This window comes from Bradyrhizobium sp. SZCCT0153, from assembly GCF_018129995.1.
GTDB lineage: Bacteria > Pseudomonadota > Alphaproteobacteria > Rhizobiales > Xanthobacteraceae > Bradyrhizobium > Bradyrhizobium japonicum_G.
Genome location: NZ_JAFCKS010000006.1, coordinates 146974 through 173639, shown reverse-complemented (window position 1 = coordinate 173639; position 26666 = coordinate 146974). Strand labels below are relative to the sequence as shown.

The window sequence follows — 26666 nt, the reverse complement described above, 5'->3', positions numbered from 1 at the left end:
CGGCTATTCGTGCTTCAGACCGCCGCTTCCGTATCCGGCACCGAAGCCTTCCCGCCCTCCGCACCTGCGCGCGCAGCCCGGCTTCCGGCCATGAAGATATCGTGCACGAGGCCGAGCTTGCCCAATCCCAGAATGATCAGGCCGTTGATGTCGATCTCGTACCAGGCGTGCGACAGATAGGCGTCGCGCGGAAAGCGGTGATGGTTGTTGTGCAGCCCCTCGCCGAAGGTGAGGATCGTTGTCACCAGCTCGTTGGTGGTGCCGTCGTCGGTCTTGAAGCGGCGGTAGCCGTAGTGGCCCTCGCTGTGGCAGACCGAGTTCACGAGCGAGGTCGCCATGGTCATGAGATAGCTGCGGAACAGGCCGGAGAACAACACGCAGCCGATCATCGTGTGCACGCCGCCGAACGCGTAGCCGATCGCGCCCGGAATGATCACCGCCGAGATCGCGTACCAGTACCAGCGCGTCCTGGTGAAGAACATCGAGATCGGGTCGGCCAGGATATCCTTGGCGTAGTATTCGCCGTCGGTCGTGGCCTGGTCCCACACCCAGCCGCCTTGCGCATGCATGAATCCCTTGACGAAGCTGAGATAGCGGTTGCCGCTGCCGTCATAGTAAGGGCTGTGGACGTCGCCGGGCTTGTCGGAGTGAAGATGGTGCCGGCGATGGTTGCTCACCCACTTCAGGATCGAGCCCTGCACCGCCAGCGTGGCGATCGCGGCGAAGATCGTGCGCATGACCGGATTGCACCGAAAGCTCCGGTGCACGAAGTAGCGATGCATGAAGCCGATCCCGATCGTGGTCAGCACGAACATGCCGACGAAGACCGAAACCTCGACACGGCCGATGCCCTGCCAGACCGCCCAGACCAGCGCGGCGATCGAACCGCCGATCATGAAGCCGAACGCGATATAGGAATCGAGAAACTTGGCGTCGACCACCGGACCTTCGAACAGCACGCCCGGCGGCATTTTGGGGTCCGCATCTGCTTCCGACGCCACGCTTTCGATTACGGTCATTTCAGCCAGTCCATTTACGGAAAATTAACGCTACTGCAGCGCAACCTATAGACGCATGTTGTTTCTCGCAAGGACCCGGGCGGCCGTAGGAGCACGGAGTCCGGACCTGAAAAGACGCGATCAGAGGAAAAACAGGCGAGATTTCAACGCTCGCGCGTTAACCAAGCGCACAGTCTGCGCAATCCGAACCCCACAATGCCGACGGCGAGCGCTGCGGCGATCACCCGTCGCAAGCCAAGGGTCAACGCGATGAAGCGGCAATTTCTGCGGCTTGCGGCGTCATGAGACCCTCATGGTGAGGAGCGCGAAGCGCGTCTCGAACCATGAAGGCCCGGATCTCGCCCGGAGCCATCCTTCGAGACGCGCGTTCCGCGCTCCTCGGGATGAGGAGAGGAGCGGAGTTGACGCGGTCAAACCCACCCACCCGACGCTTTATTCATTCCATTCCGCGTCCGTCGGTGGCCTTCACCACCAATACGGCCAGCGCCATCCCTCATAGCGCACATATGACGGCACCAGCGGCGGGCCGTAGGGATCGACGCGGTCGTCTTCAGGGCGATAACGATACCGCGGAACAATGTTGTAATCCCACGGCGTCGGCCTGAGCACGGGCGCCGTGACGACAAGCCTCTGCTGCGGCTCGCGAACGACATAGGCCTTTCGCGCCCGGGCTTCAGCACCTGACGTGCCCAGGCTGCACAGGACCAGGGCCGTTCCGAACGCACACGCGGCGGTGTTTATCTTCATGCGTTGTCTCCTTCCCGCCAGAGTGCAAAAGGACGCCGAGCAAGGCAAGCTGAATTCGCTGCCGGCGACCGTCATTGCGAGGAGCCCTTGCGACGAAGCAATCCAGCCTGCCTCGGCGGAGGGATTCTGGATTGCTTCGCTTCGCTCGCAATGACGGAGAATGTGACGGCACGTCCGGGCCAAATGCTCCTCCGTGATAGCTTCCGCCGCACGCCCCCTACTCCCGCGCCCGGCGCACCGCCTCCGCCAGCTTCACCCTCTGCTTGTCCCACCGGGCCTGCTCCGCCTCGGCGCGCTGATCCAGCGCGGCGCGCTCGGCTTCGATCGCCTCGGCTCGAACCTCGTGCTCGCGCCTGGCCTCGTCCAATGCGGCCTGCGCAGTCGCCACCGCCTTGTCACGCCGCGCGCGCTGCCTGGCGCGGGCCGCCTCCTCCTTGCGGCGCTCGGCGTCCCGGCGCCGCTCTTCCTTCTCGAACGCCGCGGCGGCCTTTTGCGCTTGCCGGTCGTCGATTTTGCGGGACGGTTTGCCTGCGCTCCTGGCCGCGCGCTTGTCTGATCTGGACTTGGCCTTGGACCTGGCCTTGGACTTAGCCTCAGACCTGGCTTTGCGCTTCGGCCCGGCCTCGCCGTCCGCAAGATCGGTCGGCAGCGCGGCGTTCTCGCTGAATGCGCCGTCCGATCCGACCGGGCGCCTGAGCACGATGCCGGGGCTGGCCATGGTCGCGGCGACGATGTCGGGGTCGTCGGTCTCCTTCGCGACGCCCTGATGGAACAGGTTGGAGCTGGCGCCCCAGGCCTCCAGCGCCGCCTTCATCGAGGGCGCGGCGACCGCCTGGTCGTAGAAGCCGAGCGAGGTCTGGTAGGTCTTGAGTTTTCTTTGCGGTGTCTTCGGCATCTCGCCCCACGGCCGGCGCGGCGAGGCACAAGCACCCTGGCCGTCGCAACCTTCGCCACGATGCCATCATGCCCCTGTTTTGCCCGACGGGTCAAACGATTTTCGGTATCGCCGAAGTCACCGCTTGGCCCGCAGGAGGCCCCGCGCGGTCCGACATTTTCGGAATCACAGCAGCCTGAAACCCTTCAGGATTTCTACTGTGCATGGGGTTGTTTTCGAACTTTTTGCTTGTCCGGCACAGGTCCACCCCTACGCCGCGTCGGCATCCTCGGGCTTGGGGCCCGCCACGAGCCCGTCGAGGCTGACCATCAAGAGATCCGCGATGTGCATGAGCTGGTAGCCGCGGCACGCGTCATCGACGATGCGTGATCCGGAATCACCGGCTGCGGCTAATTGCTTCTCAAGCTCAGAATATAGTTCGACAGCGCATCGGCCTGCTCCGGCGAGATCACCAGATTCGGCATGTTCTGATGGCTGGTCCTCCAGAACACCTTGAGCGACAGCGCGGTGGTGCCGCTCCGGTTTGCGACCGCCTGGAAACTCGGGGCCTCGTCGAACAGCCCGGCCATGCGCGGCTCGACCGCGTGGCACGGCTGACACCATGCCAGCGCAAGACGATGTCCCTCCGCTGCCGAGCGTGAGGCGGGCCTGGATGCGCCGCCGGCCGTGTGGACGACGCTGAAGAGAAACAGCAGCGACAACGCGATCAGGATGCCGAGGCCGACGTAAATTCGAACGCTGCGCGACATGGTCTCACCTCGCCATTGCTGCGTAGCTCGAGAGCGTAGGTCGATGCGGGCAGACCAGGTTGACCTGCATCAAGAGATCGGCGACGGCCGGCATTGCCCGAATGACGGGGCGACACGATGGGTGGCGCGGATGCCCATCGCGAAAATGACGGACATCGCTTACGCTGAGGCCCATCCACGATCAGGAGGATCACCATGAACGGCAACCGCTATTACGGCGTCCGCGTCGAGGGCGCGAAATACGGCTTCGGCTTCGGCTCGGCGCTGGCGATCGCGATCTCCTACACCAACAACCATTCGATCCTGTGGGCGATCATCCACGGCATCCTGGGCTGGCTCTACGTGATCTTCGTCGCGCTGTTTCGGTGATATCGCACCGGCAGGCGACGACGGGCGCAGGCAGCCCGCAGCTTTCCCTTGCATTCCCGTTCCCCGCCCCTACGGTGCGCCGCGCACGCGACCGGAGACAACACCAACCATGACTGACGCCGTGAAATGCCCGAAATGCAATTCGGAGCATGCCTATCAGGATCGCGATCTCTGGATCTGCCCGGAATGCGCCCATGAGTGGAGCACCGCGGCCGATGCGGCCACGGATGCGCCGCAGGAAGCCAGCGTGCGCGATGCCCACGGCAATGCGCTCGTCGACGGCGACAGCGTCATCGTGATGAAGGACCTCAAGGTCAAGGGCTCGTCCTCGGTGGTCAAGGGCGGCACCAAGGTCCGCAACATCCGCCTGCAGGACGCCAGCGACGGCCACAACATCGCTTGCAAGATCGACGGCATCGGCGCGATGAACTTGAAGTCGGAGTTCGTCAAAAAGGCATAGCAACCCGCCGTCCTGTTCCGCACGCGATGGGCCGTATGTTCAAAAGTGGACATACGCCCGCGCCGCGGCCCGGTATCCCAGTCGGCAGCAACTGGCGAAGACGCAATCAGCCAGTTGCGGGAGGACCGTCCGCTGAACCAGCCCGAGTGCAAATTCGAAAGTCTGAGCGATCAAGCCGTTTTGAGGCTGTACGACAACATCCGGCATCAGGTCGCAGCCGACAAGGCGCTGGGAAGCAGATACCGGCTGCTCGGCACCTCCGCCAGGCAGCGCGCCGAGCAGCTCAGGCAGGAGCTCGACGAGCGCGGCCTGAAGTTCGCCGCGATCGACTGGTGAGCCTGCAAAGGCAATTTCAGGAGCGCTGCCGCTGCGCCAGGTAGAACCCGCACAGCACCGTCACCAATCCCGCCGTCTGCAACATCGTCGGCGGCTCACCGAGCAGCAGCCAGCCGGTGAGCACCGTCAGCGCCGGCACGCAGGCGGGCACCACGGCGGCGCGGGCGACACCGAGGCGCTGCACCGAGACGGCGAACAGATAGAGCGCGGCGGGGCCGGCGAGCACGCCCTGCGCCAGCGCCTGGATGGCGTTCTCCCTGACGCCGATGGCCGCGACATGCGCGAGACCGACGGTCGCGATGTAGATCGGCAGCAGCAGCAGCGACAGCACGTTGATGACGAGGGCTGCCGACACCGCCGAGACACGCCAGTGGCGCAACAGCGTGCCGAAGCCGGCGAACATCAATCCTGTCAGCACGAAGGTCAGATCGCCCAGCACGCCGTCGGCGCCGATATGGCCGATCGATTCCGCGCCGATCACACCGAGACCGCCGACGATGACGAAGGCGCCGGCAAAGCGCGAGACGGAGACCTTCTCCTTGAGAAACAACGCGGCGAGCAGCAGTCCCCCGAGCGTGGCGCAGGAGGGCTGGATCACGCTGCCGTGGCCGAGCGGCACGAACAGGAAGCCGGTGTAGGAGATCAGCGACATCACGGGGCCGCCGAGCACCATCAGCACAAGGCCCCTGCCCCAGCCGATGCCGCAGAGATCGGAGATGCCGGCGCGGAGCACCAGCGGCAGGAAGGCGATGCCGCTCCAGACGTAGCGATGCACGAGCAGATCGACCGGCGTGAATCCGACCTTCAGGCCGTGCCGCGTGCCGGCAAAGCCGAGCGCCCAGAACACCGCCGCGGACAGGCCGCAGACGACGCCGATCAGTGCCGGCGCCGCATCGTTCTTCTGGGTGAGAGCGTCAGCGCCGCTCGTTCGCTGATCCATGGCGCAAGCCTTATGTCAGCGCGCGAGCCGGCTCAACCCACGCGGCTGCAGGGCTGGCACGCAGCGGCAGGCGCGCCTGCTCATCGTGCCTCCTCGCCGAACACCATCCGCCATCCCTTGCGCGTGTCCGTGTATTCCCTGACCTTTCGGATCTTGTCGCCGGCCACCGTGAACACGAAACAATAATCGTTCTCGTACGGCCTGCCGCCGGCAAGCGTGGCGCGCATCCGCTCCTCGACGATCACGACATCGCCGCCGGCATGGACGGCGCGGTCGCGCGCGCGGTGAAGCTGATCAACGACGGCGCGCTCGACGCGGAATCGGTGGTGTCTCTCGCGATGCGGCTCGGCATCTCCTCGCGCCATCTGGCGCGATTATTCGAGCGCTACGTCGGCGCCACGCCGCGGCAGCTTGCGAAGACGCTGCGGGTCCAGCGCGCAAAACGCCTGCTCGATGCCGGCGGCCGCACCATGACCGACATCGCGTTCCAGGCCGGCTTCGGCAGCCTGCGGAGATTCAACGCCGCGTTCGCCGAGTTCTACGGCCGCGCGCCGTCGAGCTTGCGCGCTAAAAAAAACCGGGGCTGAGATCGAGCCCGTAACTCAGGCTCAGAACGAACACGAACAGCGCAGCGGCTGCGAACAAGGCGAGATGCTTGAGGATAAATGCGCGCGGCGAGGCGCTTGCAATAACGGCTTTCTGTACAACGGGCATTACGGCTCCATTATGAAAATGATTCTTGGCCGCTCAATATTCGGCACCCGCATCAGGCGCCCCGATCCGCAAAGCAACTATTAAGGAGATCACACTCGCCTTGAACGGCCGTACACAACCGGCACATGGGCGCGCTTTTTCTTGCCGCAATTTTCTCAATCCGCAAAAAAAGACCGCGCTCCCCGAAGGGAACGCGGTCCAAGCAGTCTCGGGAGGAGACGAGCCTCAATCAATTGTCTTCGGGCGAACTCAGATCAGCGAGCGGTGCCCGTCGTGACGCCGGCAGTCTTGACCTTGCGCGGCGTCAGCACGCGGATCTGGTGGACCGAAGCGACGGTGGTCGGCGCGGTTGCCTGCTGCTCGACATCGGCGGCACCGAGCACACGCACCTGCAGGGGGGAGACCGGAAAACCGTTGGCCTCAAAGGTCGGCAGCTCGGCGGCAAACGCCGCGGTGCTGCCCGCGATCGTCAGGATAGCGGCGGCGATCGATAGAGTTTTCTTGTTCATTGATGATGCTCCTGATGGAAGGGTCGGAGCATATTTATGCAGGGTTTGCTGCATTGCGACATGCGTTGCTGCATTGCAATATCGCGCTTGGCGCATGACAATATGTTTAATCCGCACAAAGCCTTGGCCGAATCACGCCGGGCGCGACATGACGCTTTTGTGAGCGGTCCTCAGACGCCGAGCACATTGCCCCAGCCGTCGTGTCGGAGAGCCGATCGTGCAGCATCGCGGGCTCGGTGGGGTCGAAGGCGTCCATCAGACGAAACGAGGAATGCGTCATCGCCGACCGATGCGCCGGCCGCGGCAAGGTTGCCGCAAAAGCATCAGCCCGCCCGGCGTCATGGCAAGCCCAGCGGAGCTACGCGAAGCGACCGTTGATCGCTTCGCTCTGCTCCAAATGACGATGTTGATGCAGTGACCTGGGGCCACGCCACGCAGCTTATTTCAACGCCGTTGCCAGCGATTGCAGCTTTGCGACGAGATTGGTGCCAAGCGCATAGATGATCTCGATGATGGCGAGCGCGATGCCGGCTGCGATCAGGCCGTATTCGATCGCGGTCGCGCCGGATTCATCGGCGGCAAATTCGGCCAACAGGCATTTCAATTTCACGATCCTATCCTTCCCAACTTCACCGCAATTGCCGGCGCGCGAAAAATGCCTCATCACAATCCAAGATTGAGTAAACTCAACTGCTTCAAGTTGACGCCAATGCGTGCTCCATTTGCCGGCTATGTCACGCCGTGGCCCCCATGGAACCCGCGATGGAACCCGCGTTGCGCCCGCGCAACACCTCGCCGAAAAGCCCGTTTTCGCCGAATTGCGCCATTGCGCCGCCACACCGTCCTCCGAACAATCGACGCGCGACGTGCCTTTTCGTGCAAGACTGTCCGTTCAGGACTGTTGGCATCAAGACTGTTCGGACAAGAGAGGTCCCAACAGACCCGTTTGGAGGCAGGGATCATGAATGATCGGCGGTCTCTTCTGGTGGCGGTCTCCTGCCCTTCGGCGGTTCTCGCCGGCTGGCTGGCGCTCTCTTTGTCCGCCTATGCGCCTGCCCTCATCGAAAATAGTGGCGCCAATGCTGCCGCCGTCTCGCGCGCAAAGGATCTTAGCCGGCTCGACCTCGCTGACATCCCGCGCGCTGCAGTCATCGAGGATGGCGTTGCCTTGACTGCCGACATCGCGGCCGCAGTCGCTGCAGAACCTGAACCGACGGCTACTGAAGCGGCAACGCCCGAGGAGGCGCCAGCTCCCTCCATCAAGCTCGCCTCGGCCGATCCGGCGCTGATCTTGCCGAGCGAGCCGCCCTCCGCGCCGCAGCTTGCGCCTGACCCGGCACCGGTCGTCAGCGAGGCTGCTCCGGCTCCGGCACAGGAGCCCGCGATCAAACTCGCGTCCGCCGATCCCTCCGAGATCGTGACGACTGACGCGCTGTCCCCCGCGGCGATCGCGAGCGGACCCACTGCCGCAGCGAGCAAGGCCTCACCGTCTGCGGATACCGTCGCCGTGCTCGACGAATGCTTCGTCATGGACGCCTGCATCGACCGCTACCTCTGGGCGCTCTACCAGCGCACGCCCAAGGAGGACTCCATCAAGGTCGAGGATCGCCGCGCCGTCACCGTCAAGCGCAAGGGCAGGATGGTCACGGTGATGCGCAGCTTCACCAGGCTCGTCGACGAGGACTTCGGCTGGAAGGATCCGAAGGCGGCCGAGCACGCGAACATGTCGATGACGGATTACGTCATCGGCGGCATGGACAAGAGCTTCAAGCGAAAACTGTTTCGCACGCTGCTCGCCGCTGAAGCCGCCGGCCTCTCGCCGGGCATCACCAGCGCGTTCCGCGACGACTACCGCCAGTCGATCGCAAGCGGCCTGAAGGCCGCCTCCGACCGCTCCTATCACGGCGGCAGCACGCGCGGCGGCTACGGCCACGGCATGGCGGCCGACATCGTCAGCACCAAGGGCGACAATCGCGCACAGCGCTGGGTCTCGACCGAGATCCTGTGGAAATGGGTCGATGCCAACGGCAAGGCACTCGGCATCGGCCGGCCCTATCTCGGCCGCGATCCGCCGCATGTCGGCCCGATCGATGGTCAGGAATACGTCTCGAAGCGGGGCACGGCAGACCGCAAGGAAGCGGCCAACGCCAGGCCGAAGAAGACGCGGGCGGTAGCCAGCGCCAGGCCGCCCAAGGCACAGGCCGCGCGCGAGCAGAAGAGCCCGGCCAAGCCGCAGAAATCGGCGCAATCGGCCGGCAAGCGCGCGACCTGAAGCCGTTATGGCTTACTGGCCCGACGTCGGCAGCGGCACCAGCCGCATCTCTGCGGTGCCGGCCTGCTGCGTGCGCACCAGCACCGCGAAGATGGTCTCGACCGCGAGCCGCACCGCCGCCTCGGTTGCTTTGCCCTTGGCCAGATGCGCCGCGATCAGCCCGGTGAGGAGATCGCCGGTGCCATAGGGCCGGATCGGCAGGCGCGGCGTCGCAAAGCGCGACAACTGACCATCAACACACAGAATGGTCTCCACCTGCCCTTCGACCGTGTCGGCGAGCGTGCAGCCGGTGGCGACGACGTCGATGCGGCCGGTCCCGGCCAGCGCGGCGCACGCCGTTCGCAGGTCCTGGGCGTCCGCGACCGCGAGGCCTGCGAGCAGCCCGAGCTCGAACTGGTTCGGCGTGGTCAGGTTCGCGGCCGGCAGCAGACGATGCCGAACCACGTCCAGGATGCCGTCGGCGACATAGACGCGGCCGTCATCCCCGATCACGGGGTCGCAGAGATAGACGAGCTTCGAATTGCGGAGCAGCGCCCGTTCGACGAAATCGGCGACGACGGCAGCATTGCCGGGCGAGCCGAGATAACCTGTGACGAGCACCACGGCCTCGTCGACGAGATCGCGCTCCTCGAGGCCCTGCAGCAGATCTGCGACGAGCTCTGTCTCCAGCACCCGGCCCCGCAGGCTCGGATAGCGCGGGTGGTTCGACAGCAGCGTCGTCGGCACCGCCGCGACGTTCACGCCCTCCGCCTGCATGGCATAGGCGGCTGCGCTGTTGCCGACATGGCCGTGGACCACCTGGCTCTGAATGGAGATGACGAGCATGTGGAGGTCCGTAGGATTAAAAGTAAGGCGGCGCAAGATAGCCCGGATCACGAAAGATCATACCCAAGCCCCGGCCGCAGCGCCTGCATCTTCCGCGCCAGCCGCCGATGCCCCGTCTCCTCCGACCGCGCCAGCCGATCGGCGACCGCGACATGATCCGTATCGCCCTTGTGCTGGTTGAGCTTGGCCTGCCCCTCGACCTCGTCCACCACGAGGTCGATGACGCGGATCGCAGCCAGCATGCTCTCGCGCTTGTCCGGCTCCATCCGCGCGAGGTCCCAGGGCTGCTTCGGTAACCGCGCCTCGGCGACTGCCAGCAGCGCATCGCCGTGCCCGCGGTTCTCGTCCAGCCCGCGCAAATGCGCCACACCCGACAGGTGCACCGCCTCGTAGAGCCAGGTCGAGACGTTGTCGCGCGAAGAATACCAGTCGTTGGAGATGTAGGCATCGTCGCCGGCAACGATCAGCAGCAAACGTCTCGTGCCGTCCGCGAGCGGAACGAGCGGATTTCTTGCGGTGAGATGAATCTGCACGATGGCCTGACCGTCATGCCGATCCAGCACGAACGGCACGTGCGAGGCCCGCGGACCACGCTCATCCGCCGCCACGATCACGCCAAAGCCGCGCTGGCTTGCGAATTCCAGCGCGCGCTGCTCCTCGATGCGGAATTGGGGACGGAGGAGATGCATGGCGCGGCGCTCGATGGCTGGACGAGGATGGCGCGAGGCTAACCCATGATCAGGCCAAATCCGAAACGATATTGGGCCGTGAACGCAGATGTCAGGAATGATCTCGGCGCCGGGCCAGTTCGCTTAGATAGGCGCAGAACATGTCCGCCATCCCGTCGGCATGGCGCGCGATCTCCGCCCCGCTGCGCGGCGTCTCCGAGAATCGCTTGCCGACCTATCTATCCACCGACCTTGCCGAGGACGTCGAACTCTCCGTACGGATCAACTGACACCACATCTGCCATGCTACTTCGAAGCCGCCGCTAAATTCATCCTGCGGCGGCTTCGTGTTTGTCGGTGACCGATCGTGGAACATTACGGCCAGGCCGCGTACTGTCCGTGTCGCAGGCTCGTCACTCACACGTGATAGCAGCCCCTGGCAAGGGCCACATTCCACGTGTCAAACATACCTACCGCGCGGTATCTTTGCTGCGCTACGTTCGAGCTTGCCATGACCTCCACCTTCAATGCCTACGCCATGCTTGCCCTCGCCATCGTCCTCGAGGTCACCGCGTCCGCCTTCCTGCAGCAATCGGCGCAGTTCACGCGGCCGTGGCCGACGCTGGCCATGGTGCTGTTCTATGTCGCCTCGTTCTACGCGCTGTCGATCGCGATCCGGGTCATCCCCTTGAGCATCGCCTACGCGATCTGGGGCGGGGTCGGCATCATCCTGACTGCCACCGTTTCCTTCGTGCTGTTCCGCCAGATGCTGGACGCCGCGGCGTTCGTCGGCATCGCGCTGATCGTGTCCGGGGTCGTGGTGATCAACCTGTTCTCGGAGACCACGGTGCATTGATGCCGCCAAGCGCCTATACCCGAGCCAAGCAACCGGAGCAGGTCCGGCGCGCCCTGCTCGACTGCGCCGCAGCCATCGCAATGGACCATGGCGTCGCCGGCGTCACCGTGCAGGCGGTGGCGGCGGCGGCCGGGGTCACCAAAGGCGGGCTGTTTCATCACTTCGGCAGCAAGCAGGCACTGATCGAGGGCCTGTTCGCCGATCTGCTTGCCCGCGTCGATGCCGAGATCGACGCCGCAATCGAGTCCGATTCCAGGCCGGGCGGCAGTTTTACGCGCGCCTACGTCAATGCGGTGTTCACCGGAAAGGCCTTCGGCTTCGCGACGCCCTGGGCGGCGCTGAGCATGGTCGTCGTCACCGATCCGCCGCTGCGCCGGCTCTGGAACGACTGGATCAAGGCGCGACTGAAGCGCCACCGTACGACAGACGGCACGCCGGAGCTCCACGTCGTCCGCCTCGCCGCCGACGGCGCCTGGCTGTCCTATGTCACGACGGGACAGACGCGCATGAGCGCCGAACTACGCGCCGTGCACGACCGGCTGATCGCACAGACGCATCGGCGCGCGTAGCTGCTCCGCTCACCGCCCCCCATAGCCCGGGATGGAGCGAACGCAGGCTACTGGCTTTGTGTAGGTTTGGGCGGACGCGGCGCGGATTTGGACGGCTTGGCACCCGGCTTGGCGCCCGGCTTGGCCGCAGCGCGCGGCGGCGGCGTATCGACCGACACCAGATAGGCGGCGAGCGCCTTCGCCGTGTCCGAACCGGCGACGTAATGGTCCTTCAGGAACCAGGACAGCGTCAGGCTGAAGCGCCCCTTGGCAAGGCCGCGCGGGCTGCGATGGCAGGTCGCGCAACCATCGGCGAAGAGCTTTTCCGGCGACTTTCCGGCATCCAGATTCTGCGCGACGGCAACCGTCGCCGTCAGGACGGCGGCGGCTGCAAGAACAATCAGGAGCGCGATCAGGTCGCGCCCCGGTCGAAACAGTGATGTCAAGCGTCGTCCCCCAGCACGATCCGGAAAAGTGCGCCGCTGTCTTCCGAGGCGATCATGCGCAAACAATAGCCTGAAGCGTGACGACAATGCATCCCAATCTCATCGCGCTTCAACCCCGCCTTGCGGTCAGGCCGCCAATAGCTGATCGAATTCGGGCGGCGCGTAGGCCTTGCCGTCCTGGTCGGTGATTACGACCTTCCATCCCTCGCTCGCCCAAACCCTTGCCTTCGCCACGATGACCAACCGGCTCTCGCGAGCAAAACTGCACTTCTCGTTGTCGCGTTCTGCGACCATCTTGTAGGCCAATGCGCATCCCCTTGCGTTGCCCCGCACCCGCTCTTCTCGTGGCAGCGGGCTTTGGCCGCAATTCGCCGGGAGCGTGGCAATTTGGTGCCATCCGCGGCAGCATTGTGCCTGGCTCCCGCCAAGCGAGGAGCTTGATCGTGCGCCGCATCATGAATGCGATTCTGCTTGTCGCGGGCTTGCCCGGTGAGGACCTGCTGGGCGCAGCACCCGCAGCGGTGCAGATCTCGATCCGCGCCTGCCACCCAGAGTCGGCAGCCGAGCCCGGTTCCGTCGCCGCCGCGACGAAGCCGATAGCATCGGGTCCGCGCTCCGATCAGTGGACGCGGATGATATGGGGGCGGCCGAGATCGATCAGCCCCTGCACCGCCGAGAGGCGGTCGTCGAGGGCTGCGATGGTGAGCAGCAGATTGTTGCGACGCTCGTCCAGCATGCCCATCTCGGCGCCGGAGAGTTTTGTGCTCGTTCGCTCCTTGTGAATCCCGTCGAGGGATTCGCGCAATCCGGCAATCAGGCCGGACAGCTGCTTGGCTTCCTTGGTCATCGACCGCTTCGCGACACTTTGGCGGCGGCTCTCCGCCTGGTTCTGTCTCATCGTCATCCTCCCGTGCCCCGCTGCCCCGAGTGGATGCTTACAGCTTTGAGTAGACCTATTACGATCGATGAAATCTGCCCGCGAAGAACTTTCTTAAATTGTACGCGCAGGGAACCGGTCCGGATCAAACAGAAAGCCCGGCGCGAGGGCCGGGCTTTCCTTGCAAACATCGGAGCGTTTTCTAGTGCTTCTGGTGGCCGCCACCGGGGCCGCCGGCCGGCGCACCGCCGCCGCGCGGCGCCGCGTTCATGTGAGGGGCACCACCACCGCCGCCGCCGACATGCGGCATCGCAGGTGCGGCCGCGCGCGGCGCCGGCATCTGGGCATGCGCGTTCATCGGCGGGCCGTGGCTCACATTCGGCTGGGCGACATGCGGCATCGCGGGCCGGCTCGCAGGCGCGGCTGATACTCGCGGCGCCCCATGTGCGCGCGCCACGTCGTGCGCGCGCGCCATCGGTTGCGCACGCACCGCGGCGCGCTGTGCGGCCTGCTCGTGAATGACGCGGGCCTGTGCATCGCGCGGATTGCGGCTCTGCACGCTGGTCCGCTCATGAGCGATGCGCTCGCTTCGTCCAGCGCGCGTCCGGTCGGTCGCTACCGCAGCATCGCGCCTGGCGATGGCGGCGTCGTGCCGTGCCGTTGCGGCATCACGGCCGGAGACCGCGGCGGCGCCCCTGGCCTTTGCACCGTCCGACTTGGCACCGTCAGCCTTGGCACCGTCGCGTCCGAGTGCGATCGCCGCATCGCGCGTTGCCGCGCGGCCGATGCGGGCCGCATGCGGATCGATCGTCAGTCGCGTCGCGAAGCGTTGATGCGAACTCCAGTAGTTATTCCAATAGGCATGGCGCCGATACCAGGGCCGTCCCTCGTAATAGCTCGACCAGTACGAGGTCAGCATGAAGGGAACGACGGGCACGTCGATCTCGTCGACATAGTCGGGCAGATAGACGTAGTGATTGCGATAGAGATATTCGAGATATTGCGACGATACCCAGCCGCGGTCATCCGAGAAGCTCACGTCGCACCAGGCATTGCCGCGCAGGCAGCCATGGATGTTGACGCGGGCGCCCTCCGGGATGCGATCGACCAGGGGAAAGCCCGAACCCGGCCCGGCACGCAGGCCGGTCGAGACGGTAACGACGCCCGGGGCGGCCAGTGCGGCCGTCGGGGCGAGCAGCAATGCGGCAAGCAACACGCTTCTCAATCTCATGGCGAAGTCCTCCTCTTTGGAGTCGGAACGCGCCAGCGGAACAGGCGTTCCGCCGGGGATGGACTTATCCGTCGAAAGATCGAAACGGAGGCCGCGCGCGGTTCAATATTCATTCGCCGTTCATCGGCGCGGCGCGCAAGACAGCGCGCAAGGACCGCTGTCAGTCCACCTGCCGCATGAACCCGTCGAAGTACGCAGCAAGTGCAGCAAAATCGTCGAGCGGCAACACGCTCGCGACATACTGATCCGGCCGCACCACGACCACGCAACCCGCCTTGCGGTCGATGCCACGCATGGCGAAAACGTCGTGACCATTCTTGATATCCGGGCAGAACATCTTCTCGTAGTCGATCAAGCCGTAGCGGCCTTTGCGCGGCAGCAGCAGCGACGGCATCGCCTCGACGGCGAGTTCGCGATGATCCTGCTGGAAGACCGCGCGCAGGTCGATCACGCTGTCGACGTCGGCGCCAACGGGCGTATAGCGCTTCACCGGCGATTGCCCGGCGTCGCTGAGGAAGTCGCACAAGGCACGAATGGCCGAGCCCGGTGCTGCCGGATTTTCCGCGGGCGAAAACGCGTAGATGCGGAAGCGACCATCGGCCTGCGCTGCGTGACCGAGATGCACCGGCTTGGCGTCGGCAAGCCGGATCACCGGCGCGGAATGGAAGCGCGTTCCGATGACGTAGCCGTGCGCCAGATGCTGGTGGGACGTCGCGCCGGTGAGAGCCGACGCGCGATAATGCGTCGCCGTGCCCGCGGTGTAGCGACCGTGCCTGACGAAATAGTCCTGGGTCCTGGCGGCATCGGCGCCGCCGGCCTTGGCGGCGGACGCAAGGATTCCCGCCCATTCGCGGTCGAAATCGATCAGCTCCTTCGCAACCGCCTGGCGCTCCGCCGAGTAGGAGTGCAAGAGACCCGGTGCACACTGCTTGCGGAGGACGGCAGCGAGCTTCCAGCCGAGATTGAACGCGTCCTGCATCGAGACGTTCATGCCCTGCCCCGCCTTCGGGCTGTGGGTATGGCAGGCATCGCCGGCGATGAAGATGCGCGGCAGACGCGTCGCGATCTCGGCCTCCGGCACGTCGTCGAACTTGTCGGTCAGGCGCTGGCCGATCTCGTAGACCGACCACCAAGCGATTTCCTTCACCTCCAGCGTATGCGGCTTCAATATCCGTTGCGCTTTCGCAATCACGTCGTCGGCGGTGATGTTGCGGTTGGCGACGCGCTCGCCGACCTCGAGTTTTGCAAGCTCGACATAGATGCGGACCATGTAGCCGCCTTCGCGCGGAATGATCAGCAGGCTGCCGTCCTTCGCCGACTGGATCAGGGCCTTGAAGCGGATGTCCGGGAAATCGGTCACCGCCAGCACGTCCATCACGCCCCAGGCGTGGTTGGCGGAATCGCCGTGCAGCTCGCGGCCGATCGATTTGCGCACCGTGCTGCGTGCGCCGTCACAGCCGACGACATAGCGCGCCTTGACCGTCTCGATCTTGCCCTCGTTTCCGGCATCGATCCGTTCGAGCCGCACCGTCACGGCATGATCGGCAGGCCCCGCGGCCGGATCGACCTCGAGGTCGAGCAGGCGGCGACTGTAATGGGGTTCGAGCCCGGCCGGCGATTTGCGCATGGTGTCGAGAAAACCGTCATGAATGCGCGCCTGGTTGAGAATGACGTGCGGGAATTCCGACAGCCCGTCCTCGACGTCCTGCACCCGGCCACTGCGGACGATGTTTTCCGGCGTGCGCTCGTCGGGCTTCCAGAACGTCGTCTCGTTGACCCAGCAAGCCTCCTTCAGCACGCGCTCGCTGAAGCCATAGGCGTGGAACATCTCCATGGTGCGGCAGGCGACGCCGTCGGCCTGCCCGACCAGCAGGCGTCCCGGCTTCTGCTCGACGATGCAGGTCTTGATCTCGGGGAATTGCGCAAGCTGCGCAGCGAGCGTCAGGCCCGCAGGGCCGCAGCCGACGATGAGGACATCGACCTCTTCAGGCACGGCGCCCGCTGCGCCCGAGTCCGGAACGCGCGCGGCGGGATCGGCGATTTCAGGATCGCCCGGCTGAAATCCATTGAGATGGAATTGCATCAGCACCTCTCCCATTAGCGTCTTGCCTTGATATTGCTCAGTATGCTGACTATCAGTATACTTGTCAATAATGACGCCCCCTCCCTGCCTCGAGGAGAATTCGGTGAGCGACCCCAACGACATGCCCGGGCATCTGGCGCGCCGGTTTCAGCAGATCGCGGTGGCGGTCTTCCTGGCCGAGGTCGGAGATGCCGGTTTCGACCTCACGCCGGTGCAATACGCCGCGCTCGCGACCATCAAGGCCAATCCGGGGCTCGACCAGGTGACGCTGGCGGGCCTGATCGCCTACGACCGCACCACGATCACCGGCGTGATCGACCGCCTCGTGCAGAAGGGGCTCGCGGAGCGCCGCGCCTCAAGCCGCGACCGCCGTGCCCGCGCGCTCGAGATCACCGACGAGGGCAAACGCACCCTGCGCAGGATCACGCCGGCCGTCGAATCCGCGCAACGCGTCATGCTGCGCGGCCTCAGCGCGAAGGAAGGCGAGGAGCTGATGCGGCTGTTGCGCAAGGCCATCGCTGCCGGCAACGAGCTCAGCCGCGCCCCGCTGCGCGAGATGCAGGCATAATCCAAGCCTTGATCATCCAGGCCTTGCCATCCGTAATTGTCGCAGGCCCGCGAAACCTGGAACTAACCTTCTGCTGCTACGGTCGGCCAAATTTTGCGTTTAACGCGCGATTAACTTTGCCGTTCGGGAGTAATGGATGTTCAGGTTCCTCATTGCGGCGGCGGCCATCGCGCTCTCGACCGTTCCTGCGCTCGCGAACGGCCATGGCGGCGGCGATGCCCCTCCTCCGCCGAAGCCCGAGGCAACGACCGCCCCGGCGAAGGTCGTCCTGACCAAGCAGGGTCCCACGCTCGTCGACCTCAAGGGCATGACGCTCTACTATTACGAGCGCGACACTACCGGCAAGACGTCGAACTGCAACGGCAAGTGCGTCGAGAGCTGGGTGCCGCTGCCCGCAACGGCCGACGCCAAGGCCATCGGCGACTTCACCGTGATCAGCCGCAACGACGGCAGCAAGATGTGGGCCTACCGCTATCGCCCGCTCTACACCTCCCCGGCCGACAAGGCGCCGGGCGAGGCCAACGGCAACGCCACGACGCTTCAGTGGCGCATCGCACGTCCTGAGAATTAGGGCGCGACTCCACTACGCTTACCCGCGCCAGCTGGGTCTCGCCTCGACCTGCGCGTTCTGTCCGGGCGGCAACACCACGACGGTCGAATTGAGCTTCACCCGGTCATAGAGGTCGATCACGTCCTCGTTGCGCATCCGGATGCACCCGGACGAAATCGCCTGCCCGATATATTCCGGCTGGTTGGTGCCGTGGATGCGGTAGAGCGTGTCCTTGTTGCCGGTATAGAGATAGATGCCCCGCGCGCCCAGCGGATTGGCGGGACCTCCGGCGACGCGCGCCGGATAGGGTCCGAGCCGCGCCTGGATGTCCGCCGTCGGAACCCAGTCCGGCCATTCAGCCAGACGGCCGACCCGCGCGACCCCGGAGAAGGCCATGGCTTCCTCGCCAACCGCGACGCCATAACGGATCGCCTTGCCATCGGGAAGCACGAAATAGAGGTAGCGCGCATCGGTATCGACCAGGATCGTGCCCGGCTGTTCCTTGCGCGGATAATCGACGATATGGCGGAGATATTGCTCGGGCACATTCGCCTGCGCGTAAGGCGTGTGCGCCAGCAACTGCCGGTCGCGCGCCGTCATGCTCGCGTCGGTCGATGGCGAAAGCGTCGTCTGCATGCAGCCGCCCAGCGGCAGCAAGGCGACGACGAACAAAGCGAGTAGAAATCTTGGCACCGCCGGCCCCCCGATAGCGGATAGCAGCGCCCCCAGCATCACCAGTTGCTGCCAAAATCGTGCTGAAAACAAGGCACTGGGGAACAATTGCGCGTGTTCGGCAGGCCGGGTTCCATCACCACAAACCGCGGAAGAGCGTCGCATCATCTCCATCCCCTCGCCTTGCTTTGGTCAAACCCGGCTGGACTCGTGCGACATCGCGCCAGGCTCATCAGGTTCGGATGGGCTCACCTCAACAGATCGGCTCGCGCCAATGCGGACGACCAGGACTTCAAAACCAAGGAGCTGCGATGCTCGCGACGCTGAACTCCAGGCAAATCGTCGATGAGATCGTGAAGGACACGGTCAAGGACAACGACCCGCACGACGCGGTTCAGATATCGCCCGACATGGTGCTGGCCTCGCGCACCATCGGCGCCGCGCCCGCGCTCGCGCCTGACATCGCGGTCCGTCCGGAGCCAAGGATCGGTCCCAAGATTGATCCCAGGATCGATCTCAAATTCGCACCGGAGCCCATACTTCATCCGGAGCCGAAGTTCAGCTCCGCCGCGGAACCGCGCGCGGCGGTGCCCTCGGTCGACACCGCAATGCGCGCCGCGGCCAGTGATGGTCACAGCCGGCAGAAGCGATCCTCCGCCCGAAAATGGCTGCGCGGCGCGTTCGTCACGTTTCTGTTCGCAGGCGGCAGCGCGGCCGCCACCGTGGCCTGGGAGAAACACGGCGATACCGCAAAGCAGATGCTCGCCGAATGGACGCCGGCATTGGCCTCGCTGCTGCCTGCGACATCGCAGACGGCGCCCGTCGCCGCCGCTCAGGCCGCACCCCCGACCGAGCAAGCCGCAACGGATCAAGCGACCGATCAATCTGCGAGCCCACCTGCGGCTCAGCTTGCGGCAGCCGCGCCTGCTGCGACACAGGGCGATGCCACGCAGTCGGTGCAATCGATGACGCGGGATCTTGCCGCGATGGCGCAGCAGATCGAAGCCCTCAAGGCCAACATCGCCGAGCTGAAGGCCGGACAGGAGCAGATGGCGCGCGAGTTGGCAAAGCCAGTGCCGAAGCCGATGGCCGAGGCGAAGCCGCCGGTCGATCCGCATGCGCGCGTATCCGCGCTGCCGCCGCGGCCTGCGGTTCGCAAACCGAAGCCGGTCGTGTCGCAAACCTACATGCCGGCTCATTCGCCCGCGCCGCCCGCAGCTCCGCCACCGCCTTCACAGGCTGCCGCAGTCCCGCCGCCGGCCGCTCCCGTTGCCACGACACAGGCCGTTGCCGATGACGACGGACCTGTCGTGCGCCCGCCGATGCCGCTGCGCTAGAGCAAGCGCCTCCGCAGCGTCGCTGTCGCGACATCGCGCAAGCTGTCCGACTCGATGTGATGCGTGGAGTCCGGGTGACTACGGGAGGCGATGCTTCGATCGTCTTCCATCAAGAGAAAAGGCCGTCGGGATCTATGCCGGCGGCCTTCTCTTGCAGCTGCCGGTTCCCGGAGCCCGGTTCTGCTGCAATTCCATGCCTCATGATCACGCCGACATATTTAATAAAAACTTAACGCACTCGAATGCTGCACATCATTTCTGCGCCATAAGCACAGAGATTGCGCGATCCGTTCATTCGATAGATATCGACTCAGTGGTACCATCCGACATGTGTTGAGACTTCCGCCGAAGCTCAACTCGTCACACCGGGGGAAATCGGATGCCCTACTACTCCTTCGATCTCGTGGTTGGTGAAGAGTTCAAGAATCAGGGCGGTATCATCCTCGAGGACATCGAGGTCGCCTCCGATCGTGCCGTTCAACTGGCCACCGAGCTGTCTCAGGTGAAGCCCGAGCTGCAACGGAAGGGTTGCGCGGTGCGCGTTACCGATCGCGATCAGAACGAGGTCTATCGCACGCCGCTCGATCCCGTGCCGGCCTGGCAACGCTAGAGCGTTTTCGAGCGAAGTGTATACCGGTTCGCGTGAAGAAAACGCTTCAGAACCGATCATGCGCCAGGTTGCCGGGCCGCCTTCGCAGCTGCACGCCATCCCCATTGCGGAGCCGCGCGCCAGCCGCTAGCTTTCCCAAAAATCTGGGGAGGTACCAAGGATGCGCACCGGTTTTCTGATGACGGCCCTGTTGCTGCTGGCGGCGCCGGCCCAAGCGGCCGATCATCCACGTTCGACCTATGTCACGTTGGTCTTGCAGGCCTTCGCCGCCAAGGTCGAATGTCCCGGCAAGGATGTCGTCTACCAGGATCTGGTTCAGAAGGCGGAGCAGATGCACCTGCCCGACGGCACCACCGAGAAGGTGCGCAAGGCGATCGCCTGGATGCACACCGGCGGCAAGATGGGCGAGAAGCAGGACGACGATTTGATGGCTGAGGTCGCGGTGGCCACCCAGGCGACCGACCTCAACCAACGCCGCCTTGGCATGCCAAGCTGGTGCGAGGCCCAGAAGACCAACCTCGCCGGCCTGATCCGCAGCAAGGGCGGCTAGCGCCCGCTTTCGCCGCATTAAGCACGCCGCGACGACACCGAAGCTGCGGCAAACAATGGTCACAATCCTCGCCAGCATGCGTTTCTCGTTGAACAGGAGACCCCCATGCGGATTGCCTATCTTGTTTTCGCCGGTGCTCTCGCGACCAGCGCCGCGCTGACTGCTCCGGCCGTGGCGAAGAATTCCAACGCCCAGAAGGGCGAGGACAAATCGACGTCATCGTCATCGTGCAGCGCCTATCAGCAGGCGCCGGACGGCTCGTGGGAGCAGCTCCCCTGCCAGGAGACGGGTGAGCGCGGCCAGCCGCAGACGCAGCACAAGTCCGGCACGCAAAGCTCTGATCAGGGCGAGCGCTGAGCCACCCATGGAGGCGGAACTTCCGGGTTCCAATCGCGTTGAGCCGGCGGCTTGCTGCGGTGGGAGTGCCCGCTAAAATACCGTGGGCAGGGCCAAGGAGCGGCCCCTGGAAAACCAAACCCTGCAAGCGTCTGTGGCTTCGACCGAACTGGAAGACCTGCAACGCCGTCTCAAGGCGCTCGAGGACGAAAACGCACGCCTCAGGGCGCTCGGGGTGGCCGACCAGACCGGGCGTCGCAAGGCGGAATCCGCGCTGGCCGAGAGCGAGGGGCGTTACTGGACGTTGTTCAACTCGATCGACGAAGGTTTTTGCATCATCGAGTTCTTCGATGGTCCCCACGGCCCGCTCAGCGACTACGTCCACGTCGAGGCCAACCCCGCCTACACCAAGCACGCCGGCATTCCCGACGTGGTCGGCCAGAAGGTCCGCGAGATGGTCCCCGGCGAGGCCGACGGCTGGATCGAGCTCTACGGGGGCGTGCTGAGGACCGGCCAGCCGATCCGCTTCGAACGGGAGCTTATCGCCACCGGCCGCTACCTCGAACTGGCGGCCTTTCGTGTCGAGCCAGCCAGCCGCAAGCAGGTCGCCGTGCTGTTCCAGGACATCACGGCCCGCAAGCGCGCCGAGCGGGACTTGCAGCAGCTCAACGAGACGCTGGAAGCGCGCGTGGTCGCGGCGCTCGCCGAGCGCAAGCTGATGGCCGACCTCGTCGAGGGCACCGATGCCTTCGTCCAGGTTGTTGATCCCGCCTTCCGCTGGCTAGCCATCAACGGCGCGTCTGCCCGGGAATTTCACCGCATCTACGGCATCTTGCCGAAGGTTGGTGACAACATGCTGGAGCTGCTTGAAGGTCAACCCGAGCATCGCGACGCGGCTCGCGCCGTCTGGGCGAGAGCCCTCGGGGGAGAGGCATTCATCGAGATCGCCGCGTTCGGCAAGCCCGGGCGGACCCGCCGCTTCTACGAGATGCGGTTCAATTGCCTGCGCGACGGCAACGGCCGGCTGCTTGGCGCCTACCAGTTCTCCTATGACGTCACCGATCGCCTGAAGGAGCAGGAGCGCCTTCGCGAAGCCGAGGAAGCGCTGCGGCAGTCGCAGAAAATGGAGGCGGTGGGCCAGCTCACCGGCGGCATCGCCCACGACTTCAACAATCTCCTCACAGGGATCATCGGCTCGCTGGAATTGTTGCAGACCCGGCTCGGCCAGGGCCGGGTCAAGGATATCGACCGCTATGTGACGGTGGCGCAAGGCGCCGCCAAGCGCGCCGCCGCGCTGACGCACCGGCTGCTGGCCTTCTCGCGGCGGCAGACGCTCGATCCCACGCCGACGGATTTGAACCGCCTCGTGATGGGCATGGAAGAGCTGATCCGCCGCACGGCCGGCCCGGAGATCGCGGTGGAGGTCGTCACCGCCGGCGGTTTGTGGCCGACGCTGATCGACGCGTCTCAGCTCGAAAACGCCCTCCTCAACCTCTGCATCAACGCCCGCGACGCGATGCCGGGGGGCGGCCGGCTCACGATCGAGACCGCCAACCGCTGGCTCGACGACCACAGCGCCGGCGAACGCGATCTGGAGCCCGGTCAGTACATCTCGCTCTGCGTCACCGATACCGGAACGGGCATGACGCCTGATGTCATCGCGCGCGCCTTCGATCCGTTCTTCACGACCAAGCCGATCGGCCGGGGCACCGGCCTCGGGCTGTCCATGGTCTACGGTTTCGTACGCCAATCAGGAGGCCAGGTCCGGATCTATTCCGAAGTCGGCCAGGGCACGACCATGTGCCTCTATCTGCCGCGGCATTATGGCAAGGAGTCCGACAAGCCGCCGCAGCTGGCCGCCAGAATCACGGCGCGCCCGCAAGCAGGCCACACTATCCTGATCGTCGACGACGAGCCGGCGATCCGCATGCTGCTGACGGATGCGATGGAGGAGATCGGCTTCAACGTGCTCGAGGCGCATGACGGCCCGGCCGGCCTGAACATCCTGCAGTCGGGCGCCACCATCGATCTGCTCATCACCGATGTCGGTCTGCCTGGAGGCATGAACGGCCGCCAGCTCGCGGATGCCGCGCGCACGACGCGGCCCGCGCTTAAAGTACTGTTCATCACCGGCTATGCCGAGAACGCTATCATCGGCAACGGTCAGCTCGCCCCGGACATGCAGGTGCTGACAAAGCCCTTCGTGGTCGAGGCGCTGGCAAGCCGCGTCCTCGACATGCTCAAGGATGGGACCGGACGGAGCTGATCCCGATCAGCTTTGGGCAGGGCCGCGCATGATCTTCATGGCGTCGGCAATGTGACGCCACTCCTTGGCCTCATCGGCCTCGCCGCGGTCCTCGCAGGCTCTCGCCTGCTCGGCGGCCTTCGCGATCGCTGCAAAACCATGCTGTTCCAGCATCTGCCGCGCGACGGTGTGGACCTGGACCTCGGACATCATGAGCGCTCTCCCGTTTGAGGAAACCGCGGCGCCCGGCTCGGCGCTCCGCTGCTCTCTGACAACGATTTCGCCGTTGTCCCCGTTCCGCCCGGTGCCGATCACATCCGCAGTCCTCGGCAACTCGAACCGCTCAAACGACGAAGGCGGCCCGCTATGCCCAGCGGACCGCCCTCTCACCCACCCCAAATCTGACGGCGCCGGCCGGATCCCCTACCCGACCGCCGCGCGCTTGCGCTCGAAATCGTTGGGGACCTCGATATCGACCTCGAGGGTCGAGACCTCGTCGCCGCGATCGAGCCGGACGATGACCTTGGTCGGGTCCAGCGTGACGTGCCTGGAGACGACCGCGAGAATTTCCTCACGCAGCACGCCGAGCAGGTCGGGCTGGCCGCGCAATCCGCGTTCATGGGCAAGCAGGATCTGCAGCCGTTCACGTGCGACGGGTGCAGAGGCCTTGTTGCCGCGGAGAAGCCGAAGCAGACCCATGCTCATGCTGCCCTCCGTCGCAGCAGGCGATCCATGAAGCCCTTGCGTTCGGTCGGGACCTGCATCGGCACGGTGTCGCCGCACAGCCGCCGCGCCGCGTCGATATAGGCCCGCGCCGGCGCGCCTTCCGCGTTCGACAGCGTCACCGGCGTGCCGACGTTGGAGGCGCGCAGCACGTCCTGGCTCTCCGGGATGATGCCGAGCAGAGGCGTTGCCAGGATTTCGAGGATGTCCTCGATGGTCAGCATCTCGCCGCGCGCGGCGCGCGAGGGATCGTAGCGCGTGATGAGAATGTGCTTCTCGACGCGCTCGCCCTTCTCGGCCCGCACGGTCTTGGAATCGAGCATGCCGATGATGCGGTCGGAATCGCGCACCGAGGAGACCTCGGGATTGGTGACGATCACGGCCTCGTCGGCAAAGCGCATCGCCATGGAGGCGCCGCGCTCGATGCCGGCCGGGCTGTCGCAGATCACCCAGTCGAAACGGCTGCGCAGATCGGCGATGACCTTGCCGACGCCCTCTTCCGTCAGCGCGTCCTTGTCGCGGGTTTGCGAGGCCGGCAGCAGCCAGAGGTTCTCCAGCCGCTTGTCCTTGATCAGCGCCTGCGGGAGCTTTGCAACGCCCTGAACCACATTGATGAGGTCGAACACGACACGGCGTTCGGCGCCCATCACGAGGTCGAGGTTGCGCAAGCCCACGTCGAAATCGACGACGACCACCTTGTCGCCGCGTTGCGCCAGCGCAGCTCCCAGCGCGGCGGTCGTCGTGGTCTTGCCGACCCCGCCCTTGCCTGATGTCACGACCAGTACCTTGGCCATCTCGAATATCTCCTTCTGGTCAGTTCAGCGCGGTAATTCGCATGGTGTTGCCCTGCAGCCAGGCCTGGGCAGGGCGGCCGCGCAGGGCGGCGTCGATGTCGTCGGCGGTCTGGTAAAACCCATCGATTGCAAGCAGTTCGGCCTCGATCTTCTGGCAATAGATGCGTGCGCTCGTGTGACCGTTCACGCCCGCCATGGCGCGGCCGCGCAACGCGCCGTAGATGTGAATGGAGCCGCCGGCGACGACCTCGGCGCCGGAGCCGACGGAGCCGAGAATGGTGACGTCGCCTTCCGGAAAGATCACGGTCTGGCCCGAGCGCACGGGGTTCTCGAGCAGGAGCGAGGTCGGCTTGGCGTCCGTCTTGGCCTCAGCCTTCTTGGGCGCGGCCGGTTCCACGACGCAGCTCCGTCCGCCGGAGAGCAGCGGCGGCATCATCGGGGTCAGCCGGCCCTCCTCCACGCCCTCGATGCCGAGCACGCGGATGTTGCGGTCCTGCAGGCTGGTAAGCAGATGGCCGATACCGGACTGGCTGAGATCGACCGAGGACAGGTCGATCACCACGGGCCGGCCGACGAAGAAGCCAGGCGAGCGTGCGATGGTGGCGTCGATTTCCGCAAGCCAGTCCTGGATCGGAACCGTCGGCACGAACACGAAGGCCACATAGGAGCGCCCCCGCAGGCGCACCATCTGGCGTTGGATTTTTGCTGCAGCCTCCATAGCGGCCGACTCGTTCCCTGTTATTGAATGGTTAACGATGCCGCCGATATGGTTAATGGCCGGTTAATTTCTCCACGGCGTTACGTGGGGGTGGGCTGGTTGGTGCCGCTCGTGTCCCGGACGCGCTGCAACGCGCCAGCGTTGCTGCGCAGAGCCGAAGAAGCGCTGACGGAGGCCGCGCTGACGGCATCGAGCGCCTGCAAACCGGGGACGAGCTCGCCGTTCCTGGAGCCGAGTTCAAGCTGCGAGGGACATCACGGGATCGCGGCGGACGCCGACGATGGCTCAGGCATCCTGAAGGAAGATCGACAGCGCCCGCTGCAATTGCTTGAATGCGCCAAGCCCGATCTTGGCCGCGAGGGCCTTCTCGCTTTCGGCGATCTCGGGCCGCAGCCGGCCGAGAAGCGCGGCGCCGCTCTCCGTCAGGTACAGCACATAGTAGCGACGGTTGATGGCGGAGGCCGAACGCTGCACCAGGCCGCGCCGCTCCAGATGATCGACCAGCCGCCCGAGCCCCGCCCGCTCGATCGACAGCGATTGCGCGATGGCGAGCTGGTTGACGCCCGGATTGGCCTCGATCACCGACAACACTGAGAACTGCGCCGGACTGATGTCGAAGGCGGCGAGCCGCCGGCTGACATCCTTGAACACCCAGAGCTGGGCCCGCCGGATGCGATAGCCGAGCGAATTGGACAGATCGGCCGACGCCAGCAGCCTTGGCCGGCCCGGCTTTGCCGGCGCGGCAGAACGCGGCGCGGATCGCGACGGCTTGACGACAGCTGCCCTGCGTTGCGCTGCCTTGGCGGATCGCTTCCTGACGCCAGCCTTTTCCCGCTCCATCGACGACCGTCTTTCACACGCCGGCGCAGCGGCATCCGCCCAGGATGTCCCGGGATTCGATGGACGAGTCTAGCCCAGTCGTCCCGGCTCGGAAAGCAGGGCGGCATCGGCCTTGGCGTTACAGCTTCTACGACAGGTTGCACGGCGAACTCGCGTGCTGCGTCATGTTGACACGACAA

35 protein-coding genes and 1 pseudogene are annotated in these 26666 nt (G+C 65.2%); 14 read left to right on the top strand and 22 right to left on the bottom strand.

Annotation, left to right across the window (positions count from 1 at the left end):
• Positions 1-14: 14 nt before the first annotated feature.
• From JQ572_RS25365 to JQ572_RS25350, 4 genes are all read right to left on the bottom strand, one after another.
• A complete protein-coding gene (locus JQ572_RS25365; RefSeq protein ID WP_211385552.1) occupies positions 15-1019 on the bottom strand; it encodes an acyl-CoA desaturase in 1005 nt (334 codons plus the stop codon).
• Positions 1020-1484: 465 nt separating this feature from the next.
• Positions 1485-1766: a hypothetical protein gene (locus tag JQ572_RS25360; protein ID WP_211385551.1), complete on the bottom strand. Its 282-nt coding sequence runs from the start codon at positions 1764-1766 to the stop codon at positions 1485-1487.
• 217 nt (positions 1767-1983) lie between these two features.
• Entirely contained in the window at positions 1984-2661 is a 678-nt protein-coding gene (locus JQ572_RS25355) for a cell envelope biogenesis protein TolA (RefSeq protein WP_211385550.1), read from the bottom strand.
• 389 nt (positions 2662-3050) lie between these two features.
• Complete coding sequence (locus JQ572_RS25350; RefSeq protein WP_211385549.1) at positions 3051-3410, bottom strand: c-type cytochrome; 360 nt, start codon at positions 3408-3410, stop codon at positions 3051-3053.
• Positions 3411-3605: 195 nt separating this feature from the next.
• On the opposite strand from JQ572_RS25350, the gene JQ572_RS25345 reads away from it, so the two are divergent.
• The 3 genes from JQ572_RS25345 to JQ572_RS25335 all read left to right on the top strand — a co-directional run bounded on the left by JQ572_RS25345 (position 3606) and on the right by JQ572_RS25335 (position 4575).
• Complete coding sequence (locus JQ572_RS25345; RefSeq protein WP_211385548.1) at positions 3606-3779, top strand: hypothetical protein; 174 nt, start codon at positions 3606-3608, stop codon at positions 3777-3779.
• A gap of 109 nt (positions 3780-3888) precedes the next feature.
• Positions 3889-4239: a zinc ribbon domain-containing protein YjdM gene (locus JQ572_RS25340; protein ID WP_211385547.1), complete on the top strand. Its 351-nt coding sequence runs from the start codon at positions 3889-3891 to the stop codon at positions 4237-4239.
• A gap of 180 nt (positions 4240-4419) precedes the next feature.
• Positions 4420-4575, top strand: coding sequence for a hypothetical protein (locus JQ572_RS25335; protein ID WP_249129321.1), 156 nt, complete (start codon positions 4420-4422; stop codon positions 4573-4575).
• A gap of 16 nt (positions 4576-4591) precedes the next feature.
• Here JQ572_RS25335 and JQ572_RS25330 read toward each other — a convergent pair whose 3' ends face one another.
• Positions 4592-5515, bottom strand: a complete 924-nt coding sequence (locus JQ572_RS25330; RefSeq protein WP_211385546.1) for a DMT family transporter — start codon at positions 5513-5515, stop codon at positions 4592-4594.
• A gap of 80 nt (positions 5516-5595) precedes the next feature.
• Positions 5596-5760 carry a nuclear transport factor 2 family protein gene (locus JQ572_RS25325; protein ID WP_249129319.1) on the bottom strand — a complete coding sequence of 55 codons (165 nt, stop codon included), beginning with the start codon at positions 5758-5760 and terminating at the stop codon, positions 5596-5598.
• A gap of 15 nt (positions 5761-5775) precedes the next feature.
• Between JQ572_RS25325 and JQ572_RS25320 the strand changes: the two genes are divergently transcribed.
• Complete coding sequence (locus JQ572_RS25320; protein WP_211385545.1) at positions 5776-6102, top strand: helix-turn-helix domain-containing protein; 327 nt, start codon at positions 5776-5778, stop codon at positions 6100-6102.
• Positions 6103-6483: 381 nt separating this feature from the next.
• Here JQ572_RS25320 and JQ572_RS25315 read toward each other — a convergent pair whose 3' ends face one another.
• Positions 6484-6738 (bottom strand): hypothetical protein, encoded by a 255-nt coding sequence (locus JQ572_RS25315; protein WP_211385544.1) that lies wholly within the window; start codon positions 6736-6738, stop codon positions 6484-6486.
• Between the two features lie 439 nt (positions 6739-7177).
• Positions 7178-7342, bottom strand: coding sequence for a Flp family type IVb pilin (locus JQ572_RS25310; RefSeq protein ID WP_211385809.1), 165 nt, complete (start codon positions 7340-7342; stop codon positions 7178-7180).
• 357 nt (positions 7343-7699) lie between these two features.
• Between JQ572_RS25310 and JQ572_RS25305 the strand changes: the two genes are divergently transcribed.
• Positions 7700-9010: a M15 family metallopeptidase domain-containing protein gene (locus tag JQ572_RS25305; RefSeq protein ID WP_211385543.1), complete on the top strand. Its 1311-nt coding sequence runs from the start codon at positions 7700-7702 to the stop codon at positions 9008-9010.
• A 12-nt stretch (positions 9011-9022) separates the two neighbouring features.
• Here the strand turns inward: JQ572_RS25305 and pdxY are convergent, their stop codons facing one another.
• The 3 genes and pseudogenes from pdxY to JQ572_RS25290 form a co-directional block, all read right to left on the bottom strand.
• A complete protein-coding gene (pdxY, locus tag JQ572_RS25300; protein WP_211385542.1) occupies positions 9023-9835 on the bottom strand; it encodes a pyridoxal kinase in 813 nt (270 codons plus the stop codon).
• Positions 9836-9882: 47 nt separating this feature from the next.
• On the bottom strand, positions 9883-10524 hold the full coding sequence (locus JQ572_RS25295; RefSeq protein ID WP_211385541.1) for an FMN-binding negative transcriptional regulator: 642 nt from the start codon (positions 10522-10524) through the stop codon (positions 9883-9885).
• A gap of 91 nt (positions 10525-10615) precedes the next feature.
• A pseudogene (locus JQ572_RS25290) lies at positions 10616-10738 on the bottom strand (TetR/AcrR family transcriptional regulator); the annotation flags it as partial.
• Between the two features lie 276 nt (positions 10739-11014).
• Here JQ572_RS25290 and JQ572_RS25285 point away from each other — a divergent pair.
• Both JQ572_RS25285 and JQ572_RS25280 read left to right on the top strand, forming a co-directional pair.
• The gene (locus JQ572_RS25285) at positions 11015-11359 is read left to right on the top strand and encodes a DMT family transporter (RefSeq protein WP_211385540.1); all 345 of its coding nucleotides are present in this window, start codon (positions 11015-11017) and stop codon (positions 11357-11359) included.
• Positions 11359-11928 carry a TetR/AcrR family transcriptional regulator gene (locus JQ572_RS25280; protein WP_211385808.1) on the top strand — a complete coding sequence of 190 codons (570 nt, stop codon included), beginning with the start codon at positions 11359-11361 and terminating at the stop codon, positions 11926-11928. The genes JQ572_RS25285 and JQ572_RS25280 overlap by 1 nt, the downstream gene beginning before the upstream one ends.
• Positions 11929-11975: 47 nt before the next feature.
• On the opposite strand, the gene JQ572_RS25275 is transcribed toward JQ572_RS25280, so the two are convergent.
• The 5 genes from JQ572_RS25275 to JQ572_RS25255 form a co-directional block, all read right to left on the bottom strand.
• Positions 11976-12353 (bottom strand): hypothetical protein, encoded by a 378-nt coding sequence (locus JQ572_RS25275; RefSeq protein WP_211385539.1) that lies wholly within the window; start codon positions 12351-12353, stop codon positions 11976-11978.
• Positions 12354-12479: 126 nt separating this feature from the next.
• Positions 12480-12686, bottom strand: coding sequence for a hypothetical protein (locus tag JQ572_RS25270; protein WP_211385538.1), 207 nt, complete (start codon positions 12684-12686; stop codon positions 12480-12482).
• 286 nt (positions 12687-12972) lie between these two features.
• Positions 12973-13251, bottom strand: coding sequence for a hypothetical protein (locus JQ572_RS25265; protein ID WP_211385537.1), 279 nt, complete (start codon positions 13249-13251; stop codon positions 12973-12975).
• Positions 13252-13432: 181 nt separating this feature from the next.
• Positions 13433-14461, bottom strand: a complete 1029-nt coding sequence (locus JQ572_RS25260) for an SH3 domain-containing protein (protein ID WP_211385536.1) — start codon at positions 14459-14461, stop codon at positions 13433-13435.
• Positions 14462-14621: 160 nt separating this feature from the next.
• Entirely contained in the window at positions 14622-16544 is a 1923-nt protein-coding gene (locus tag JQ572_RS25255; RefSeq protein ID WP_211385535.1) for an FAD-binding monooxygenase, read from the bottom strand.
• Between the two features lie 103 nt (positions 16545-16647).
• On the opposite strand from JQ572_RS25255, the gene JQ572_RS25250 reads away from it, so the two are divergent.
• The gene (locus tag JQ572_RS25250) at positions 16648-17112 is read left to right on the top strand and encodes a MarR family winged helix-turn-helix transcriptional regulator (RefSeq protein WP_211385534.1); all 465 of its coding nucleotides are present in this window, start codon (positions 16648-16650) and stop codon (positions 17110-17112) included.
• Between the two features lie 136 nt (positions 17113-17248).
• Positions 17249-17683 (top strand): COG4315 family predicted lipoprotein, encoded by a 435-nt coding sequence (locus JQ572_RS25245; protein WP_211385533.1) that lies wholly within the window; start codon positions 17249-17251, stop codon positions 17681-17683.
• Positions 17684-17701: 18 nt separating this feature from the next.
• Here JQ572_RS25245 and JQ572_RS25240 read toward each other — a convergent pair whose 3' ends face one another.
• Positions 17702-18355 (bottom strand): L,D-transpeptidase, encoded by a 654-nt coding sequence (locus JQ572_RS25240; protein WP_211385532.1) that lies wholly within the window; start codon positions 18353-18355, stop codon positions 17702-17704.
• A gap of 290 nt (positions 18356-18645) precedes the next feature.
• Here JQ572_RS25240 and JQ572_RS25235 point away from each other — a divergent pair, with 290 nt between their 5' ends.
• The 5 genes from JQ572_RS25235 to JQ572_RS25215 all read left to right on the top strand — a co-directional run bounded on the left by JQ572_RS25235 (position 18646) and on the right by JQ572_RS25215 (position 23433).
• Complete coding sequence (locus JQ572_RS25235) at positions 18646-19671, top strand: hypothetical protein (RefSeq protein WP_211385531.1); 1026 nt, start codon at positions 18646-18648, stop codon at positions 19669-19671.
• A gap of 379 nt (positions 19672-20050) precedes the next feature.
• Positions 20051-20281: a DUF6894 family protein gene (locus JQ572_RS25230; protein ID WP_211385530.1), complete on the top strand. Its 231-nt coding sequence runs from the start codon at positions 20051-20053 to the stop codon at positions 20279-20281.
• A gap of 160 nt (positions 20282-20441) precedes the next feature.
• A complete protein-coding gene (locus tag JQ572_RS25225; RefSeq protein WP_211385529.1) occupies positions 20442-20831 on the top strand; it encodes a hypothetical protein in 390 nt (129 codons plus the stop codon).
• A 105-nt stretch (positions 20832-20936) separates the two neighbouring features.
• A complete protein-coding gene (locus JQ572_RS25220) occupies positions 20937-21188 on the top strand; it encodes a hypothetical protein (protein ID WP_211385528.1) in 252 nt (83 codons plus the stop codon).
• A 133-nt stretch (positions 21189-21321) separates the two neighbouring features.
• Positions 21322-23433 carry an ATP-binding protein gene (locus JQ572_RS25215; protein WP_211385527.1) on the top strand — a complete coding sequence of 704 codons (2112 nt, stop codon included), beginning with the start codon at positions 21322-21324 and terminating at the stop codon, positions 23431-23433.
• Between the two features lie 6 nt (positions 23434-23439).
• On the opposite strand, the gene JQ572_RS25210 is transcribed toward JQ572_RS25215, so the two are convergent.
• The 5 genes from JQ572_RS25210 to JQ572_RS25190 form a co-directional block, all read right to left on the bottom strand.
• Entirely contained in the window at positions 23440-23625 is a 186-nt protein-coding gene (locus tag JQ572_RS25210; RefSeq protein ID WP_211385526.1) for a hypothetical protein, read from the bottom strand.
• 210 nt (positions 23626-23835) lie between these two features.
• Positions 23836-24117, bottom strand: coding sequence for a cell division topological specificity factor MinE (gene minE, locus JQ572_RS25205; protein WP_211385525.1), 282 nt, complete (start codon positions 24115-24117; stop codon positions 23836-23838).
• Positions 24114-24929, bottom strand: coding sequence for a septum site-determining protein MinD (gene minD, locus JQ572_RS25200; RefSeq protein WP_211385524.1), 816 nt, complete (start codon positions 24927-24929; stop codon positions 24114-24116). Before minD ends, minE begins: the two co-directional genes overlap by 4 nt.
• Before the next feature lie 19 nt (positions 24930-24948).
• Complete coding sequence (gene minC, locus JQ572_RS25195) at positions 24949-25647, bottom strand: septum site-determining protein MinC (RefSeq protein ID WP_211385523.1); 699 nt, start codon at positions 25645-25647, stop codon at positions 24949-24951.
• A 285-nt stretch (positions 25648-25932) separates the two neighbouring features.
• On the bottom strand, positions 25933-26487 hold the full coding sequence (locus JQ572_RS25190; protein WP_211385522.1) for a MarR family winged helix-turn-helix transcriptional regulator: 555 nt from the start codon (positions 26485-26487) through the stop codon (positions 25933-25935).
• Between the last annotated feature and the right edge of the window lie 179 nt (positions 26488-26666).

Coding starts and splice junctions, on each gene's coding strand:
- JQ572_RS25365 (WP_211385552.1), bottom strand. CDS start 1,019: ATGACCGTAATCGAAAGCGTGGCGTCGGAAGCAGATGCGGACCCCAAA.
- JQ572_RS25360 (WP_211385551.1), bottom strand. CDS start 1,766: ATGAAGATAAACACCGCCGCGTGTGCGTTCGGAACGGCCCTGGTCCTG.
- JQ572_RS25355 (WP_211385550.1), bottom strand. CDS start 2,661: ATGCCGAAGACACCGCAAAGAAAACTCAAGACCTACCAGACCTCGCTC.
- JQ572_RS25350 (WP_211385549.1), bottom strand. CDS start 3,410: ATGTCGCGCAGCGTTCGAATTTACGTCGGCCTCGGCATCCTGATCGCG.
- JQ572_RS25345 (WP_211385548.1), top strand. CDS start 3,606: ATGAACGGCAACCGCTATTACGGCGTCCGCGTCGAGGGCGCGAAATAC.
- JQ572_RS25340 (WP_211385547.1), top strand. CDS start 3,889: ATGACTGACGCCGTGAAATGCCCGAAATGCAATTCGGAGCATGCCTAT.
- JQ572_RS25330 (WP_211385546.1), bottom strand. CDS start 5,515: ATGGATCAGCGAACGAGCGGCGCTGACGCTCTCACCCAGAAGAACGAT.
- JQ572_RS25320 (WP_211385545.1), top strand. CDS start 5,776: ATGGACGGCGCGGTCGCGCGCGCGGTGAAGCTGATCAACGACGGCGCG.
- JQ572_RS25315 (WP_211385544.1), bottom strand. CDS start 6,738: ATGAACAAGAAAACTCTATCGATCGCCGCCGCTATCCTGACGATCGCG.
- JQ572_RS25305 (WP_211385543.1), top strand. CDS start 7,700: ATGAATGATCGGCGGTCTCTTCTGGTGGCGGTCTCCTGCCCTTCGGCG.
- pdxY (WP_211385542.1), bottom strand. CDS start 9,835: ATGCTCGTCATCTCCATTCAGAGCCAGGTGGTCCACGGCCATGTCGGC.
- JQ572_RS25295 (WP_211385541.1), bottom strand. CDS start 10,524: ATGCATCTCCTCCGTCCCCAATTCCGCATCGAGGAGCAGCGCGCGCTG.
- JQ572_RS25285 (WP_211385540.1), top strand. CDS start 11,015: ATGACCTCCACCTTCAATGCCTACGCCATGCTTGCCCTCGCCATCGTC.
- JQ572_RS25280 (WP_211385808.1), top strand. CDS start 11,359: ATGCCGCCAAGCGCCTATACCCGAGCCAAGCAACCGGAGCAGGTCCGG.
- JQ572_RS25265 (WP_211385537.1), bottom strand. CDS start 13,251: ATGAGACAGAACCAGGCGGAGAGCCGCCGCCAAAGTGTCGCGAAGCGG.
- JQ572_RS25260 (WP_211385536.1), bottom strand. CDS start 14,461: ATGAGATTGAGAAGCGTGTTGCTTGCCGCATTGCTGCTCGCCCCGACG.
- JQ572_RS25255 (WP_211385535.1), bottom strand. CDS start 16,544: ATGCAATTCCATCTCAATGGATTTCAGCCGGGCGATCCTGAAATCGCC.
- JQ572_RS25245 (WP_211385533.1), top strand. CDS start 17,249: ATGTTCAGGTTCCTCATTGCGGCGGCGGCCATCGCGCTCTCGACCGTT.
- JQ572_RS25235 (WP_211385531.1), top strand. CDS start 18,646: ATGCTCGCGACGCTGAACTCCAGGCAAATCGTCGATGAGATCGTGAAG.
- JQ572_RS25230 (WP_211385530.1), top strand. CDS start 20,051: ATGCCCTACTACTCCTTCGATCTCGTGGTTGGTGAAGAGTTCAAGAAT.
- JQ572_RS25225 (WP_211385529.1), top strand. CDS start 20,442: ATGCGCACCGGTTTTCTGATGACGGCCCTGTTGCTGCTGGCGGCGCCG.
- JQ572_RS25220 (WP_211385528.1), top strand. CDS start 20,937: ATGCGGATTGCCTATCTTGTTTTCGCCGGTGCTCTCGCGACCAGCGCC.
- JQ572_RS25210 (WP_211385526.1), bottom strand. CDS start 23,625: ATGATGTCCGAGGTCCAGGTCCACACCGTCGCGCGGCAGATGCTGGAA.
- minE (WP_211385525.1), bottom strand. CDS start 24,117: ATGAGCATGGGTCTGCTTCGGCTTCTCCGCGGCAACAAGGCCTCTGCA.
- minD (WP_211385524.1), bottom strand. CDS start 24,929: ATGGCCAAGGTACTGGTCGTGACATCAGGCAAGGGCGGGGTCGGCAAG.
- minC (WP_211385523.1), bottom strand. CDS start 25,647: ATGGAGGCTGCAGCAAAAATCCAACGCCAGATGGTGCGCCTGCGGGGG.
- JQ572_RS25190 (WP_211385522.1), bottom strand. CDS start 26,487: ATGGAGCGGGAAAAGGCTGGCGTCAGGAAGCGATCCGCCAAGGCAGCG.